The organism is Pseudomonas sediminis (genome assembly GCF_039555755.1).
GTDB lineage: Bacteria > Pseudomonadota > Gammaproteobacteria > Pseudomonadales > Pseudomonadaceae > Aquipseudomonas > Aquipseudomonas mendocina_D.
On sequence record NZ_CP154631.1, the window covers coordinates 4,366,689 to 4,382,456 of the forward strand.

Here is a 15,768-nt window from a genome sequence, read left to right on the forward strand (position 1 = left end):
CCATCAGGCCTGCCAGTGCCCGGTAGATTATTTACGCTTCTTGGGTGCGATAACCATCATCAGCTGGCGTCCTTCCAGCTTAGGATGCTGTTCTACGGTGCCAAGCTCGATCAGGTCTTGTTCGACCCGCTTGAGCAGCTCCATACCCAGCTCCTGGTGAGCCATCTCACGACCGCGGAATCTCAGAGATACCTTGGCCTTGTCCCCATCTTCAAGGAAACGTACCAGGTTGCGTAGTTTTACCTGGTAATCCCCTTCTTCCGTCCCTGGACGAAACTTGATTTCTTTGATCTGCTGCTGGTGCTGATTCTTCTTGGCGATAGCAGCCTGCTTCTTCTTCTCGAACAGGTGCTTGCCGTAGTCCATGATGCGGCAAACGGGTGGCACTGCATCAGCTGAGATCTCTACCAGATCCAGCTTGGCTTCTTCAGCCACGCGCAATGCCTCATCGATCGAAACAATACCGACCTGCTCGCCGTCAGCGCCAATCAGGCGCACTTCACGAGCGGTGATGTTTTCGTTGATCGGCGCCTTAGGGGCGGCCCGCTTGTCCTGTCTCATTTCACGCTTAATAGTTATTACTCCAAATCTTGGCGACCACGCCGGGAAACCGCTTGCTGCAACTGTGCGGCGAACTGCTCGATGGGCAGAGAGCCCAGATCGACGCCTTCACGGGTACGGACAGCAACGGATCGAGTCTCGACCTCCCGATCTCCAATAACCAAGAGATAGGGAACCTTGAGCAAGGTATGCTCGCGGATTTTAAAGCCGATCTTTTCGTTTCTCAAGTCAACCTCGGCACGAAAACCGCTTTGATTGAGAGTTTTCTCGACTTCACGGGCAAAATCCGCCTGTTTGTCGGTGATATTCATGATCACCGCCTGGGTCGGAGCGAGCCAAGCCGGGAAGGAACCGGCGTAGTGCTCGATCAGCATACCGATGAAGCGCTCGAACGAACCGAGGATCGCACGGTGCAACATGACCGGACGCTTACGGTTGTTGTCTTCGGCGATGTAGCTGGCATCCAGACGCTCAGGCAGGTTCGGATCGTACTGCAGCGTACCGCACTGCCAGTTACGACCCAGACAGTCACGCAGGGTGAACTCGATCTTCGGACCGTAGAAGGCACCCTCGCCCGGCTGATATTCCCAGGCCAGGCCGGATTCGTTCAGTGCTTCGGCCAGCGCACCCTCGGCACGGTCCCACAACTCATCAGAGCCCACGCGCTTGGCAGGACGGGTCGAGAGCTTCATGGCGATATCGGTGAAGCCGAAGTCCGAGTATACCTGCAGGGTCAGCTTGATGAAGTCGGCCGCTTCCTTTTTCACCTGATCTTCGGTGCAGAAGATATGCGCATCGTCCTGCACGAAGCCGCGCACACGCATGATGCCGTGCAGCGCGCCGGACGGCTCGTTGCGGTGGCAAGCACCGAACTCGGCCAGGCGCAGCGGCAGGTCGCGGTAGGACTTCAGGCCCTGGTTGAAGATCTGCACGTGGCACGGGCAGTTCATCGGCTTCACCGCGTAGTCGCGGTTTTCCGAAGCCGTGGTGAACATGTTTTCGGCGTAGTTGGACCAGTGCCCGGAACGCTCCCACAGGATGCGATCGACCACCTGCGGCGTGCGCACCTCCACATAGCCGTTCTCACGCTGCACCTGGCGCATGTACTGCTCCAGCGCCTGGTAGACAGTCCAGCCATTGGGGTGCCAGAACACCATGCCCGGCGCTTCTTCCTGCAGGTGGAACAGATCCAGCTGCTTGCCGATGCGACGGTGATCGCGTTTTTCAGCCTCTTCGATGCGCTGGATATAAGCAGCCAGCTGCTTCTTGTCCGCCCAGGCAGTGCCGTAAACACGCTGCAGTTGTTCGTTCTTCGAGTCACCGCGCCAGTAGGCGCCGGAAATGCGAGTCAGCTTGAACGCCTTAAGGAAGCGCGTGTTCGGCACGTGCGGGCCGCGGCACATGTCGACGTACTCTTCATGGAAGTACAGACCCATGGCCGTTTCGTCCGGCATGTCGTCGATCAGACGCAGCTTGTATTCCTCACCACGAGCCTTGAACAGCTCGATGACCTCGGCGCGCGGGGTCATCTTCTTGATGACGTCGTAGTCCTTCTCGATCAACTCGGCCATGCGTTTTTCGATGGCTGCCATGTCTTCCGGCGTGAAAGGACGATCGATGGCGATGTCGTAATAGAAGCCTTCGTCAATGACTGGCCCGATCACCATCTTGGCGTTCGGATATAGCTGCTTGACTGCATGCCCAACCAGGTGAGCACAGGAGTGACGGATGATCTCCAGCCCCTCTTCGTCCTTCGGCGTGATGATCTGCAAGGTGGCATCGGTATCGATCACGTCACAGGCATCGACCTGCTTGCCGTTTACCTTGCCAGCCAGGGTGGCCTTGGCCAGACCCGCACCAATGGATTGAGCGACCTCCAGCACGGATACCGGATGATCGAACGAACGTTGACTGCCGTCGGGAAGAGTAATGATGGGCATGGCGCCTCCTCTCCTAGTGGTGACCCCTACCAAAGGTCACGTGGGTTGGGATGAGCCAGGAAGCGATTCGGCGGTATACCCGCCTAACAATGGCAGGAGCCCAAGGGCCAACCAGACCGAACCAAGTCACTGGAAGTAAAGAGTGCGGATGCTTTCAGAAAGCCTGAGCTCTGACAAGCAGCAGCCTGCAACAAACACGCAAAGCCTGCTCGAAAAATTCGAGCAATAAAAAAGGGGTCGCTTAGCGACCCCTTTTTATCGATTTGGTAGGCACAATTGGACTCGAACCAACGACCCCCACCATGTCAAGGTGGTGCTCTAACCAACTGAGCTATGTGCCTTCGATGGGTGCGCATTCTACGCAGATCTTTTTGGCCGTCAACAGATTTTTTCGCTAACTCACTGAAATAGGCCAATTTTTTATCGAAATCGGATCGTTGAATATTTTGCACGGGCACTAGCCGGCTATTTTCAACTCAGGTAGCATCGAATCATTCGTAAAAAATAAAGAACAGAGGTTCAAGATGGCGCACACGGCATATCCACAATCCTATTACGCCGCTTCAGCCAACCCCGTCCCGCAACGCCCTACCCTGCAAGGCGAGGTGGACACCGATGTGTGCATCATCGGCGCGGGTTACACCGGCCTGTCCACTGCACTGTTTCTGCTGGAGAACGGTTTCAAGGTGAGCATCGTCGAGGCGGCCAAGGTTGGCTTTGGCGCTTCCGGCCGCAACGGCGGACAGATCGTCAACAGCTACAGCCGCGACATCGACGTGATCGAACGCACGGTCGGCCCCAAGCAGGCGCAACTGCTCGGGCAGATGGCGTTCGAGGGCGGCCGCATCATTCGTGAACGCATCGCCAAGTACGACATCCAGTGCGACCTCAAGGATGGCGGCGTATTCGCCGCGCTGACCAGCAAGCAGATGGGCCACCTGGAATCGCAGAAGAAGCTGTGGGAGCGCTACGGCCATACCCAGCTGGAGCTGATGGACGCCAAGCGTATTCGCGAAGTGGTTGCTACCGAGAACTATGTCGGCGGCATGCTGGACATGAGCGGCGGGCATATCCATCCACTGAACCTAGCCCTGGGTGAAGCCGCTGCAGTGGAATCGCTGGGCGGGGTGATCTATGAACAGTCCCCGGCCACGCGCATCGAGCGCGGCGCCAACCCGGTGATGCACACTCCGAAAGGCCGTATCAAAGCCAAATTCGTCGTGGTCGCCGGTAACGCCTACCTCGGCAATCTGGTGCCGGAGCTGGCGTCCAAATCGATGCCGTGCGGCACTCAGGTGATCACTACCGAGCCACTGTCCGATGAAGTCGCTGCCAGCCTGCTGCCGCAGGACTACTGCGTGGAAGACTGCAACTACCTGCTCGACTACTACCGCCTCACCGGCGACAAGCGCCTGATCTACGGCGGTGGCGTGGTGTATGGCGCACGCGATCCAGCCAACATCGAAGCGATCATCCGCCCGAAGATGCTCAAGACCTTCCCGCAACTGAAGGACGTGAAGATCGACTTCGCCTGGACCGGCAACTTTCTGCTGACGCTGTCGCGCCTGCCGCAGGTCGGTCGTATCGGCGACAACATCTACTACTCCCAGGGTTGCAGCGGCCACGGCGTGACCTACACCCATCTGGCGGGCAAGGTGCTGGCCGAAGCCCTGCGCGGCCAGGCCGAGCGCTTCGATGCCTTCGCCGGATTGCCGCACTACCCCTTCCCTGGCGGACGGATGTTCCAGGTCCCCTTCAGCGCCCTCGGCGCCTGGTACTACACGCTGCGTGACAAGCTCGGCGTGTAATCCTGCCCATCAACGAAAACGGCGCCCTCGCAGACTGTGTGAAAACCTAGCAGTCTGAGAGCAAGCTGAAGACAATGCCTCTATCGGTCGATAGGGGCATTGTCGTTTATGGGCTATATCCAAGGTGAAGATCGGCAACAAAGCAGCCTGTTTCCGCCGACATTGGAAGAGCTGGTTCCTGAGGATCATCTAGTTCGAGTCATCGAGGCCTATGTGGCTCGTCTGGATCTGAAGGTACTGGGGTTCAGCAAGGCTGAGCCGCTCAAGACTGGGCGCCCTGGCTACGATCCAGCTGATTTGCTCAAGCTATACCTATATGGCTACTTCCAGCGCATTCGCTCCTCTCGTCGATTGGAGGCGGAGTGCCAGCGCAATATCGAGGTGATGTGGTTGCTGGGTCGTCTGGCGCCGGACTTCAAGACCATCGCGGATTTTCGCAAAGATAACAGCATGGCCTTTCAGGCGACTTGCAAGGCTTTCGTCCAGTTCTGTCGCCAGGCGAGCTTGATCAGTGGGGAGCTGGTGGCCATCGATGGCAGCAAGTTCCAAGCGGTAGCTTCGCTGCGCAAGCACCTGAGCGTGGAGAAGCTCAAGCGTCAACAAGCGAAGCTGGAAAAACACATTGCCCAGTACCTGGCCCAGCTTGATGAGGGTGATGCACAAGACGCGCAAGAGACGATTGACCGGGCAGCGGTGAAACAGGCGCTACGCCAGCTACAGGATCGCCATGCCGATAACTTGACCGTAAAAGCGCTGATGGAGGCGCAGGGCCTGGAACAGTTCGTCGAAGGCGAAGCGGATGCCAAGAAGATGCGCTGCTCAGGCAAGAGCCCTTGCGTGGCCTACAACGTGCAGAGCGCTGTCGATGCCGAGCATGGCCTGATCGTGCATCACGAAGTGACCAGTGACTGCACCGACAACCAGCAGTTGGAGCCGATGGCCAAAGCGACTCATGCGGTTCTGCAGCAGCCTGAGCTGACCGTCACGGCTGATGCAGGTTATTCCAACGGGGCGCAGTTTCAAGCCTGCGAAGAAGCGGGCATTACGGCTTTCGTCCCCGTGAATCGCGCGCCCAACAACCAGGGCGGCGGCACACTGTTTGCGCGTCAGGACTTCACTTACGATCCTGCGACCGACAGCTTCCAATGTCCTGCGGGCAAGACCCTGTCGCTCAAACAGCTCAATCGTGGCACTCGCCTTTACGCAGCCCGTGCCAAGGACTGCGGGAACTGCCCATTAAAAGCCAAGTGCACACAGGCCCAACGGCGTCATATCAGCCGCCATCCCAACGAAGAGGCGTTCGCGCGGATGGAGAAACGACTCGAAACTCATCCTGAGATGATGGGACGGCGACGAGCAATCGTCGAGCACCCTTTTGGCAATCTCAAACAATGGATTCTGGGCAACGGTCGTTTTCTAGTGCGCCATTTCAGCGGGGTGAGAGCTGAGATGGCGATGGCCGTGCAAGCCTACAACCTCAAACGTGCTATTTCGGTACTCGGGGCACGCCGCATGATCGAGCTGCTGACCTGAGCGCTGCACTTTGCATCATTGCACCAGTAAAAACACAAACGCCCCGAATCAATCGAGGCGTTTGTATTGAACCGGTTCAGTTCAGAACGTTTTCACACAGTCTGCTCGGGCGCCGTTTTCTTTTGCATCACGGACAGGCCGGCAAGGCCTGACACTGCCCTCCAGAACCACTGGCTTTCGGCGATGCGGCGAAGCGCCCATCCTCCGGCGCCAGACGCTGTGCGCAGGCCTGGGCCTGCTGCGCCTCAGCAGCACAGCCCTGCTCACCCAATACTTGCGACAGGTTGAACCAACCCGCAGCAAAAGCAGGCTCGCGCTTGAGACTCTCACGCAACGCCTGCTCGGCGCCCTTGCGATCGCCATCGGCGTAGCGGCTGTTACTCAGGGCGAACCAGGGCAATGACTGCTCCGGCCAGGCCTCGGCGGCGCGGCGATAGGCGCGCCGAGCCGGCTGAGCATTGCCGGTTTGTTCGAGGTCATTGGCAGCCTTCATCCAGACATGCATGTCGGCCTGTGCCGGCAAGCGCTCCGGTGGCAAGGTCACTACCGCCCAGCGACCACCGCGTGCCCAGGTTCTGTCGAAGCTGTTGAAGCTGTCTTCGAGCCTGCGCGTGGTGGCCGAGCGCAAAATCAGCGTGCGCTCGCGGCGGTCGTAACCCACCACCACCGCGAAGTGCCATTGCGGATACCAGTCGAATGCCAGGTTCTGCAGCACCAGCACCGGGTTGCCGGCGGCCACCTCGGCGAGCACCGCCTCCAGGCGTGGCTGCAGCGGATACACCAGCATTTCGTGATTGCGTGCGGCGGCGACCATCTCCACCTGCAGGCTGCCTTCACGGCTGGGGATGTAGACCTTGTCCTTGAGCGCACCAGGCGTGGTCAGCACGCCACGCTGATTGAGCATGGTGGCCAAGGCGGCCGGGCCGCACTGATAGGCGTCCTGGGGGAAGAAGGGAACGTCGGTTAGTTCCACCCGCTCAGGCAAACGCTCGCCCACCGGTGATAACACCGGGGAGCGAGCGCAGGCTGTGAGTAGAACGATCGATGCGATACAGCAGAGGCGAATCAGCGATTTATGCATTTGACGAAATTGAAGATGTTGGTGGCGCACAGCATATCAGTGATGATGAAGATCACCAGAAACAACACGATGATGCCGACCACACCCGCACCGGCTGGTGCCTGATCCAACTGCTGGTTGAACTGCGCCAGTTCGGCCGGGGTCAGGCTGGCGATACGCGATTCGACCTGATCACGGTCGACGCCCATCGATACCAGTTTCTCCTTCACCTGCTCGTCATCGAGCATGGCCATCAACTGCTCCTGATCCACCTTGTGCTGCTGCTCGGCGATCACCTCGTGAGTGCCGACCATCGCTGCATTCGCGGCAGGAATCTGCACCACCAGCAGCAGGTGAAACAGCGCGGTAATAGCTGCCAGACGGCGCATAACGGGGTTCATGGAAGTTGTCATTGTGGTTATCTCCTGAAGGACGAGGTAGCCAATAGACAGCATCCAAATCGCTCAGGTTCACTCCACCAGTCTGCGCGCGTTCACGTTTCCATCAAAAGCTGGCTGAGCACCGCACGCAGCTTGCCCGGCTTGACCGGTTTGTTCAGCAAAGGCGCACCCAGCGCCTGCAATTCGCGACGACAGTCATCGCTGCGATCGGCGCTGATGATCAGCGCCGGAATCGGCCTGGAAAACTCATCACGTAGCTGCTGAATCACCTGACAACCGAGCACGCCGTGATCGAGGTGAAAATCCGCCAGAATCACCTCTGGCGCCCTGCCCTGCAGACGCTGCAGGGCCTCGTTCAGATCGACCGCCGTGACCACCTCGCAGCCCCACTGCCCGAGCAGCGCCTGCATGCTGTGCAGGATGTCGACTTCGTTATCGATCACCAGCAGGCGCCTCCCCGGCAGGGGGTTGCCGAGGACCGCCTGCGTCGTAGATTGTGCCTGGCGACGCGGAGTCTCCTGCGCCAGCGGCACGCGGATGCTGAAGACCGAACCACGCCCCGGTTGCGAGCGCACCTGCACCGGGTAGCCCAGCATGCGCGCGATGCGCTCGACGATGGCCAGCCCCAGACCGACGCCCTTACGCTCGGCCGCACGCCCAACCTCGAGCTGGCTGAACTCGAGAAAGATCTTGTCCAGCTGATCGGCCGCGATGCCGCGCCCGCTATCCCACACCTGCAACTCGACGAAAGCGCCACGCCGACGTGCGCCAAGCAGCACATCGCCGCGTTCGGTATAACGGCAGGCATTGCTGAGGAAGTTGCGCAGGATGCGCGTCAGCAAGCGGAAATCAGTATGCACCGCATAATTGGCAATTCTCGCGCGCAGGCGCAAACCACTGGCCGACGCCACGCTGTCGAACTCGGACGCCAGCGGAGCGAGCAACTCTTCAAGGCGATAGACATCGAGATCCGGCTTGATCGCCGCCTGATCCAGCTTGGAAATATCCAGCAGATCCGCCAGCAGATCCTCGGCACCTTCCAGGGCCAGGTGGCTGCGCTCCACCAGGTTGCGTTCGGCGCTTGGCAGCTCACGCTCGCGCAGCGTGGAGATCAACAAGCGCGCCGCATTGAGCGGCTGCAACAAGTCGTGGCTGGCCGCGGCCAGGTACTTGTCCTTGCTATGGTTGGCCGCTTCGGCCGCGTCACGCGCATCGCGCAGGGCCAGCTCGATGCGCTCGCGCTCCTCGATCTGCCGCTGCAGATTGCGGTTGGATTCGAGCAACTCGAAGGTGCGCGCCGCGACGCGGCGCTCCAGTTCGTCATTGAGTTGTTGCAGGCGCTGCTGCGCCTGCTTGCGCTCGGTGATATCGGCGACGAAGCCTTCGAAGATGCCCTCGCCTTCAGGCTTGAGCAGCAGGTTCATCAGCACGTCGATGGTGCTGCCATCGCGCCTGCGCAGGCGCGTCTCGTAGCCAAGCAGAGCCTGGCCCTGGCTCAGCCCCTGGCGAATCACTTCCAGCTCGTCGAAGCCGCCGACGAACAGGTGCCGAGCCAGATCGCTCGGCGACCACAGCACCTGCTGCGGATCGTCATAACCGAGCATGCGCGCCATCGCCGGATTGGCCGCCAGTACCCCGTCCTGCAGGCTGGCCTGGATGATCCCGTGTACGGCGTGTTCGAACAGCCATTTATAGCGGTTGCGCTCGACTTCCAGCTCTTCCAGGCGCGCCAGCAGCTCGGGGTAATGACTCTTGCGCGCCGACTGGCTGCCGAGCCCCAGCAGCCCGGCAAGCGCTTCGTCAGAGCGCCTCGCCATACACCACCTCGACATCACGCTGGGTCGATTCACGCGGGTTGGTGAGGATGCACGGGTCGTCCATCGCATGGCTGGACAAGAACGGAATGTCAGACGTACCGACGCCGTGCAGGCTGAGCGTCTCACGAAAGCCCATGGCGTGCTTGAAGGCAATCAGGTGCTCGACCAGGCGCTGGCGAATCTGCGCATGGTTGAGCCCACGGCAGTCGATGCCGAGGGTTTCGGCGATGACCTTGAAACGCTCCGGCGCCGCACTGTAATTGAACGCCACCACGTGCTCGACCAGCACTGCATTGCACAGACCGTGCGGCAAGTCGAGGTAGCCACCGAGACTGTGACTCATGGCGTGCACCGCGCCAAGGATCGCGTTGGAGAACGCCAGACCAGCCTGCATACTGCCAAGCATGATCTTCTCGCGCAGGGCGATATCGCCCGGGTTGGCGATCATCTGCACCAGGTTGCCGTTGATCAGGCGCATGGCTTCCAGCGCGTGCGGGTCGGTCAGCGGGCCGTGGCCGGTGGAAACGAACGCCTCGATGGCATGCACCATGGCGTCGATGCCAGTACAGGCCGAGAGGAACGGATCCATGCTCAGGGTGGTTTCCGGATCGATCAGCGACACGTCCGGCACCACTGCCTTGCTGACAATGGAAAACTTCATCCGCTCCTGCTGGTTGGAGATGATCACGAACTGCGACACGTCGGCCGAGGTGCCGGCGGTGGTCGGGATCAGGATCAGCGGAGGGCTGGGCACACGAATGGTGTCCACGCCTTCGAATTCGAGAATGCTGCGGCCATGGGCAACCACGATGCCGATGCCCTTGGCGCAGTCCATCGGGCTGCCGCCACCGACCGCGACGATGACGTTGCAGCCCTCGCTGCGATACAGCTCGGCGCCCTCCATCACCTCCTCCACGCGCGGATTGGGCGACACCTTGGTGTACAGGCAGTAGGCGATGCCCTGGGCCTGCAGGCTGGCCTCGACATCGCCGGCCCAGCCAGCGGCGACCACGCCGGGATCGGAGACGATCAGCACCTTGCGTGCGCCGAAGGTCTTGGCGTAGTTGCCGACGTTATGCCGGGAGCCGGCGCCAAAGATGATCTCGGGGGAAACGAACTTTCGCAGCTGATTCAATTCGTGGCTCATGCAACGGCCTGAAATTTCTTGTTATGGAGTGGCGACCAGCCTACTGCATTGCCCGGTTTATGCAATGCGACCTGCGATCAGCTCAGCCGCTGATAAAAGGTATGCTCAGCGCGCAGAGCCTCGGCCAGGTTGGTGGCCTGACGGAAACCGTGGCGTTCTTCTGCGAACAGGTGATATTCAACCGGTAACCCGCGCTGACGCAGTGCCTCGACCATGGCCTCGGTCTGGCTCGGCACCACCACCGCATCCAATGCGCCCTGGAAGAAAATCACTGGTGCCTTGATCCGTTCGGCCTGCAACAAGGGTGTGCGATCCCGGTAGCGCTCGGCATCCTGCTCGGGGTCGCCGATCAGCCAGTCGAGATAATCCGCCTCGAACTTGTGGGTCACCCGGCGCAGCGCCAGCGGGTCGCTGACGCCGTAGAGACTGGCGCCGCCGCGTAACTGCGGTAACTCGGCCAGAGCACGCAACGCGCTGAAGCCGCCAGCGCTGCCACCGCGCACGAACACACGTTGCGCATCAATGCGGCCATCACCAGCCAGTGCGTCGATGGCGGCGCGAATATCCTCGACTTCCAAGTCGCCCCACTCGTCAGCCAGACGCAAGCGGTAGTCGCGACCGTAGCCGCTGCTGCCACGGTAGTTGAGGTCGAGCACGGCGAAGCCGCGTAGCGTCCAGAAGGCAATACGCGGATCGAACACCGGGTAGCAGGCCGAGGTTGGCCCGCCGTGCAGGAAGATCACAAGCGGCGGGCGCTCCCCGGTTGATGCAGGCGAGTAGAAAAAACCATGGCTGCGTTCGCCCTCACCGACCCCACAGCTGAATGGCTGGGGTCGTGATAGCTGTGCTTCGGACAGCGGCTGCTCACCGCCAGCCAGCATCTGCAATGCGCCATCGCTGCGGCGAATGGCAAGCACCGCTGGCAGACGATCAGGAGCGGCAGCGATGCAGTAGAAATGTTCGTTGTCGGCAGCCAGGCTACGGAAACGCGTAAACCCTTCGGCCAACAGCCGCTCTGCCTTTGGGTAGGGTGTCGCGGGGCCGCCCAGGCTGTGCGCACCGACTGTTTTGCCTTCGAGAGCGCTGGTGCGCATGGCGCACCCTACCAGCGCGCCGACACCCAGCTCAAAACGGGTCAGCAGAAACTCATCGTTTTCCAGCGGCAGATAGGTTCGACCGCCCAGTTGCCAGGGCGCCGGCGCGTGATCATAAGGCGCGGCGTGCAGTGTTGTGTCGCCATCGACGCACCAGGGTTGCCACCATCCTGCCTTGTCGCTCAACACCCACAACCGGCCCCGGGCATCGAACCGCGGCTGCTGCAGGGCCTGATCGCTGCCCTGCCCGGCCAGCACCCGAGTGCGCTCGCCGGACTCACGCTGGCACAGGCGCGTGGCGATCCAGGGCTGATGTGGTCGATCCCATTCGATCCAGGCAATACGCTGGCCAGTTGGGTCAGCCACCGGCGCCGCATAGAAATCGGCACCCTCGACCAGTACCTCACGCTTACCGTTCAGACCGATGCGCACCAGGCGATGCACCACCGCGCCGCCTTCATGACTTTCCTCCACAGCCAGTAATGCCTGCCAGGCCGGCACTAAGGACAGGTCGCCATAACGGCAGTGGGAGTGACTGGTGATCAGGTAGGGTGCGCCGTGCGCACCGCCGTCCAAGCCGATATCGATGCGATAGACCTGCTGATCACGCTCATTGACGAACGCCACGCCCTGCTCCGTGGCGCAGCAGGCGCCACCGCCGTACTCGTAGACGCGGCTGCGCACGGAAAACCCTGCTGGCGTGAGCTCACGCATGACACCATCGCGATAGAAGAACAGCCCGCAACGCGCCAGAGCAGGATCGAACGCCACCCACAACACGCCACCGTGGGCAGCGTGCAGTTCGGCGAAGTCGGCGCTGGCGGCTGCAGCCTGCTCGGCACTCCAGATTGCGTCAGGATCGGTGCGCACGGCGCACCCTACGCTTTGCATATGATTCGTGAGGCCTTCTCGTTACGGTACTGCAGTTCACCCAGCCCAAGCGGCGCCTCATCGGCCTGCTGACGTGCAGCGAGAATCACGCCATGGTGCGCCGACTTGCTGCACACCGGGTCGGCGTTACTGGCATCGCCGGTGAGCATGAAGGCCTGGCAGCGACAACCGCCGAAATCCTTGTCCTTCTCGTCGCACGAACGACACGGCTCGGGCATCCAGTCGTCACCGCGAAAGCGGTTGAAACCGAAGGAATGCCGCCAGATATGTTCGAGACTGTGCTCGCGCACGTTGGGAAACTGCACCGGCAACTGCCGCGCGCTGTGGCAAGGCAGCGCCGTGCCGTCCGGGGTGATATCGAGGAACAGATTGCCCCAACCGTTCATACAGGCCTTGGGGCGCTCCTCGTAGTAATCCGGGGTGACGAAGATCAGCTTGCACGGATGGTTCTCGGCCGCCAGTTTGTCGCGCCACTGATTGGTGATGCGCTCAGCGCGCTCCAGTTGCGCGCGGGTCGGCAACAGGCCAGCGCGATTGAGCTCGGCCCAGCCGTAGAACTGGCAGGTGGCGAGCTCGACGAAATCCGCCTCCAGCTCCAGGCACAGCTCGATGATGCGTTCGATATTGTCGATGTTGTGCCGGTGGGTGACGAAGTTGAGCACCATCGGGTAGCCATGTGCCTTGACCGCACGCGCCATGGCCAGCTTCTGCGCAAAGGCCTTTTTCGAGCCGGCCAGCAGGTTGTTCACCTCCTCGTCGGCGGCCTGGAAGCTGATCTGGATATGATCGAGCCCGGCGTCGGCGAACTCGGCGATACGTGCTTCGGTCAGGCCGATGCCGGAGGTGATCAGGTTGGTGTAATAGCCCAGAGCGCGCGCCGCAGCGATCAGCTCGGCCAGGTCCTGGCGTACCAGCGGCTCGCCACCGGAGAAGCCCAGCTGCGCCGCCCCCAGTTCACGCGCCTGACGGAATACCTCGATCCATTCGGCGGTCGACAGCTCAGCGCCCTGCTGGGCGAAATCCAGCGGGTTGGAGCAGTACGGACACTGCAGCGGGCAGCGGTAGGTCAGCTCCGCCAGCAGCCACAGCGGTGGCCCTGGTTCATGACCTGCCTTAGCGAAGCTCGATCCAGAACTGAGCATGGGCCACCTCCATGAAGGCAAGAATGTCTTCGTCGATACCGGGCACATCGGGGAAGCGCTGGTGCAGGTTGTCGATGATCTCGGCCACCGAGCGCTTACCGTCGACCTGCTGGAGAATTTCGCTGGCGCTGTCGTTGAGCTTGATCATGCCCTCCGGATAGAGCAGCACGTGGCAGCCTTGCGCCGGTTCGAACTGCAGACGAAAGCCGCGGCGGATGGCGGGTACGCTGGGTGGGAGGATGACAGCAGTCATTGTTCGAGCTCCTGACTGGTGCGCACAGCGAACCCTACAAAGGGCACGTCGAACGGAAATGCGGCCGTAGGGTGTGCCGTGCGCACCGCTTGCTCGATACTCATAGGGCTATACCCCGATGCCAAGCGCGCTCGTTGGTCACCGTGTGATACGGCGGACGCTGCAGTTCGTAGGCCATGCTCATGGCGTCGAGCATGCTCCACAGCACATCGAGCTTGAATTGCAGGATCTGCAGCATGCGCTCCTGCGCCTCACGGGTGCGGTAGTGCTCGAGGGTGATGCGCAGGCCGTGTTCAACGTCGCGGCGCGCCTGGCTCAGACGATTGCGGAAGTAGTCGTAGCCGGTGGCGTCGATCCACGGGTAGTGCTGCGGCCAGGCATCCAGGCGCGACTGGTGGATCTGTGGGGCGAATAGCTCGGTCAGCGAACTGCTGGCCGCTTCCTGCCAGTTGGCGCGACGAGCGAAGTTGACGTAGGCATCGACGGCGAAGCGCACGCCAGGCAGCACCAGCTCCTGCGACAGCACCTGATCACGGTCGAGACCGACGGACTCGGCCAGGCGCAGCCAGGCCTCGATACCGCCCTCTTCTCCGGGCGCACCGTCATGGTCGAGGATGCGCTGAATCCACTCGCGCCGGGTCTCGCGATCCGGGCAGTTGGCGAGGATCGCCGCATCCTTCAGCGGGATATTGACCTGGTAGTAGAAACGATTGGCCACCCAGCCCTGGATCTGCTCGCGAGTGGCGCGCCCTTCGTACATGGCGCGGTGGAACGGGTGATGGATGTGATACAGCGCGCCCTTGGCGCGCAGCGCCTGCTCGAATTCGGCAGGTGTCATGGCAGGTTGGCTCATCAGTATCTCCGATACGCGTTGCCGTAGGGTGCGCCGTGCACACCAGCATTCTTCAAGGTATGCACGGCCTGAGCGACCCCGCACACCCTACAAAACGATGCTCATGCCATCGAACGCGACCTCGATGCCGTGGGCGTCCAGTTCGGTGCGCTCGGGCGAGTCCAGGTCGAGAATCGGGTTGGTGTTGTTGATATGGATAAGGATCTTGCGCACGGACGGCAGGCCGTCGAGCACCTCGATCATGCCGCCAGGGCCGCTCTGGCACAGGTGGCCCATCTCGCTGCCGAGCTTGTCGCCCACCTCACACACACGCATTTCGTCGTCACGCCACAGCGTGCCATCGACCAGCAGGCAGTCCGCGCGGCGCATCCAGCCCAGCAGGTGCTCGTCAACCTGGCCCAGGCCCGGCGCATAGAACAGGCTGCGGCCGCTGCGACGGTCCTCGATGAACAGGCCGATGTTGTCCCCCGGGTGCGGATTGCCGCGATGCGGCGAATACGGCGGCGCGCTGCTGCGCAGGGCGATGGCGGTGATGCTCAGCGCCGGACAGGCGGGAATACTGAAGGGTTTTGCATCCAGCTCGATCAACTGGTGCTGCAGGCCACCGTTCCAGTGGCTGAGCATATTGAAGAGCGGAAAGCCGGTGGTCAGGTCCTGATGCACCATCTCGGTACACCAGACCTGATGCGGGCAGCCTTCGCGCAAGGTCAGCAGACCGGTGCAATGGTCGATCTGGCTATCGAGCAGGACGATGCCGGCGATGGCGGTGTCACGCAGCTTGCGCGCTGGTTGCAGCGCCGGGAAGGCCTCGATCTGCGCACGGATGTCCGGCGAGGCATTGCACAGGATCCACTGCTCACCGTCATCGGAAATGGCGATGGACGATTGCGTGCGCGGCTGCGCCCGCAGGGTACCGGCACGCACGCCGCGGCAGTTGCGGCAGTTGCAGTTCCACTGGGGAAAGCCGCCACCGGCGGCGGAGCCAAGAATCTGGATATGCATGGAAGTCACCAGCGGGGATGCCCCGGACGAACCGGGGCCAGGAGCGATCAGCGGTTGGCGAAATACATGGTCACTTCGAAGCCAATGCGCAGATCGGTGTAGGCGGGTTTAGTCCACATGGTGCGGTCCTCTTTTTATGAAGCCGGGGCATTCCGGCAACCCCATTAAGCCCCCGCCAGGCAAGAGGCCAAATGGTACTTTGGGATGAATCGGCACTGGCATTGGTAGGTGACGCTATCAGTAGGCGTGCCTCGCGCCTGGAAGGT

Annotated in this window: 14 protein-coding genes and 1 tRNA gene; 2 read left to right on the forward strand and 13 right to left on the reverse strand. The window is 61.3% G+C overall.

Annotation, left to right across the window (positions count from 1 at the left end; all coding sequences use genetic code 11):
* Window positions 1-27: 27 nt before the first annotated feature.
* The 3 genes from infC to AAEQ75_RS20595 all read right to left on the reverse strand — a co-directional run bounded on the left by infC (window position 28) and on the right by AAEQ75_RS20595 (window position 2,842).
* On the reverse strand, window positions 28-579 hold the full coding sequence (infC, locus tag AAEQ75_RS20585) for a translation initiation factor IF-3 (RefSeq protein ID WP_177345355.1): 552 nt from the start codon (window positions 577-579) through the stop codon (window positions 28-30).
* Window positions 579-2,501, reverse strand: coding sequence for a threonine--tRNA ligase (gene thrS, locus AAEQ75_RS20590; protein WP_343350302.1), 1,923 nt, complete (start codon window positions 2,499-2,501; stop codon window positions 579-581). The genes infC and thrS overlap by 1 nt, the downstream gene beginning before the upstream one ends.
* A 264-nt stretch (window positions 2,502-2,765) precedes the next feature.
* Window positions 2,766-2,842: transfer RNA gene (locus AAEQ75_RS20595), tRNA-Val, on the reverse strand.
* Window positions 2,843-3,025: 183 nt separating this feature from the next.
* Here AAEQ75_RS20595 and AAEQ75_RS20600 point away from each other — a divergent pair.
* Together AAEQ75_RS20600 and AAEQ75_RS20605 are read left to right on the forward strand one after the other, a co-directional pair.
* A complete protein-coding gene (locus AAEQ75_RS20600) occupies window positions 3,026-4,309 on the forward strand; it encodes an NAD(P)/FAD-dependent oxidoreductase (protein WP_343350303.1) in 1,284 nt (427 codons plus the stop codon).
* A 108-nt stretch (window positions 4,310-4,417) separates the two neighbouring features.
* A complete protein-coding gene (locus tag AAEQ75_RS20605) occupies window positions 4,418-5,842 on the forward strand; it encodes an IS1182 family transposase (RefSeq protein ID WP_343350304.1) in 1,425 nt (474 codons plus the stop codon).
* Window positions 5,843-5,969: 127 nt separating this feature from the next.
* Here AAEQ75_RS20605 and AAEQ75_RS20610 read toward each other — a convergent pair whose 3' ends face one another.
* The 10 genes from AAEQ75_RS20610 to pqqA form a co-directional block, all read right to left on the reverse strand.
* On the reverse strand, window positions 5,970-6,923 hold the full coding sequence (locus tag AAEQ75_RS20610; RefSeq protein ID WP_430523431.1) for a PA2778 family cysteine peptidase: 954 nt from the start codon (window positions 6,921-6,923) through the stop codon (window positions 5,970-5,972).
* The gene (locus tag AAEQ75_RS20615; RefSeq protein ID WP_143507104.1) at window positions 6,908-7,315 is read right to left on the reverse strand and encodes a PA2779 family protein; all 408 of its coding nucleotides are present in this window, start codon (window positions 7,313-7,315) and stop codon (window positions 6,908-6,910) included. Before AAEQ75_RS20615 ends, AAEQ75_RS20610 begins: the two co-directional genes overlap by 16 nt.
* 80 nt (window positions 7,316-7,395) lie before the next feature.
* The gene (locus AAEQ75_RS20620) at window positions 7,396-9,120 is read right to left on the reverse strand and encodes a hybrid sensor histidine kinase/response regulator (RefSeq protein WP_343350306.1); all 1,725 of its coding nucleotides are present in this window, start codon (window positions 9,118-9,120) and stop codon (window positions 7,396-7,398) included.
* Window positions 9,104-10,267, reverse strand: coding sequence for an alcohol dehydrogenase-like regulatory protein ErcA (gene ercA, locus AAEQ75_RS20625; RefSeq protein WP_343350307.1), 1,164 nt, complete (start codon window positions 10,265-10,267; stop codon window positions 9,104-9,106). Before ercA ends, AAEQ75_RS20620 begins: the two co-directional genes overlap by 17 nt.
* Before the next feature lie 77 nt (window positions 10,268-10,344).
* A complete protein-coding gene (locus tag AAEQ75_RS20630) occupies window positions 10,345-12,252 on the reverse strand; it encodes a S9 family peptidase (protein ID WP_343350308.1) in 1,908 nt (635 codons plus the stop codon).
* Entirely contained in the window at window positions 12,240-13,394 is a 1,155-nt protein-coding gene (gene pqqE / locus AAEQ75_RS20635) for a pyrroloquinoline quinone biosynthesis protein PqqE (protein ID WP_343350310.1), read from the reverse strand. The genes AAEQ75_RS20630 and pqqE overlap by 13 nt, the downstream gene beginning before the upstream one ends.
* On the reverse strand, window positions 13,366-13,647 hold the full coding sequence (pqqD, locus tag AAEQ75_RS20640) for a pyrroloquinoline quinone biosynthesis peptide chaperone PqqD (RefSeq protein WP_179576787.1): 282 nt from the start codon (window positions 13,645-13,647) through the stop codon (window positions 13,366-13,368). The genes pqqE and pqqD overlap by 29 nt, the downstream gene beginning before the upstream one ends.
* Before the next feature lie 100 nt (window positions 13,648-13,747).
* Entirely contained in the window at window positions 13,748-14,500 is a 753-nt protein-coding gene (gene pqqC, locus AAEQ75_RS20645; RefSeq protein WP_343350311.1) for a pyrroloquinoline-quinone synthase PqqC, read from the reverse strand.
* 87 nt (window positions 14,501-14,587) lie between these two features.
* Window positions 14,588-15,502 (reverse strand): pyrroloquinoline quinone biosynthesis protein PqqB, encoded by a 915-nt coding sequence (gene pqqB / locus AAEQ75_RS20650; protein ID WP_343350312.1) that lies wholly within the window; start codon window positions 15,500-15,502, stop codon window positions 14,588-14,590.
* A gap of 47 nt (window positions 15,503-15,549) precedes the next feature.
* Window positions 15,550-15,621 (reverse strand): pyrroloquinoline quinone precursor peptide PqqA, encoded by a 72-nt coding sequence (gene pqqA / locus AAEQ75_RS20655; RefSeq protein ID WP_003243383.1) that lies wholly within the window; start codon window positions 15,619-15,621, stop codon window positions 15,550-15,552.
* Window positions 15,622-15,768: the final 147 nt, after the last annotated feature.

Excerpts from the sequence above, each read along its gene's own strand:
- thrS (WP_343350302.1), bottom strand. The coding sequence starts at position 2,501 with ATGCCCATCATTACTCTTCCCGACGGCAGTCAACGTTCGTTCGATCAT.
- AAEQ75_RS20630 (WP_343350308.1), bottom strand. The coding sequence starts at position 12,252 with ATGCAAAGCGTAGGGTGCGCCGTGCGCACCGATCCTGACGCAATCTGG.
- ercA (WP_343350307.1), bottom strand. The coding sequence starts at position 10,267 with ATGAGCCACGAATTGAATCAGCTGCGAAAGTTCGTTTCCCCCGAGATC.
- pqqD (WP_179576787.1), bottom strand. The coding sequence starts at position 13,647 with ATGACTGCTGTCATCCTCCCACCCAGCGTACCCGCCATCCGCCGCGGC.
- AAEQ75_RS20605 (WP_343350304.1), top strand. The coding sequence starts at position 4,418 with ATGGGCTATATCCAAGGTGAAGATCGGCAACAAAGCAGCCTGTTTCCG.
- AAEQ75_RS20615 (WP_143507104.1), bottom strand. The coding sequence starts at position 7,315 with ATGACAACTTCCATGAACCCCGTTATGCGCCGTCTGGCAGCTATTACC.
- AAEQ75_RS20610 (WP_430523431.1), bottom strand. The coding sequence starts at position 6,923 with ATGCATAAATCGCTGATTCGCCTCTGCTGTATCGCATCGATCGTTCTA.
- pqqC (WP_343350311.1), bottom strand. The coding sequence starts at position 14,500 with ATGAGCCAACCTGCCATGACACCTGCCGAATTCGAGCAGGCGCTGCGC.
- AAEQ75_RS20620 (WP_343350306.1), bottom strand. The coding sequence starts at position 9,120 with ATGGCGAGGCGCTCTGACGAAGCGCTTGCCGGGCTGCTGGGGCTCGGC.
- pqqB (WP_343350312.1), bottom strand. The coding sequence starts at position 15,502 with ATGCATATCCAGATTCTTGGCTCCGCCGCCGGTGGCGGCTTTCCCCAG.
- AAEQ75_RS20600 (WP_343350303.1), top strand. The coding sequence starts at position 3,026 with ATGGCGCACACGGCATATCCACAATCCTATTACGCCGCTTCAGCCAAC.
- pqqE (WP_343350310.1), bottom strand. The coding sequence starts at position 13,394 with ATGCTCAGTTCTGGATCGAGCTTCGCTAAGGCAGGTCATGAACCAGGG.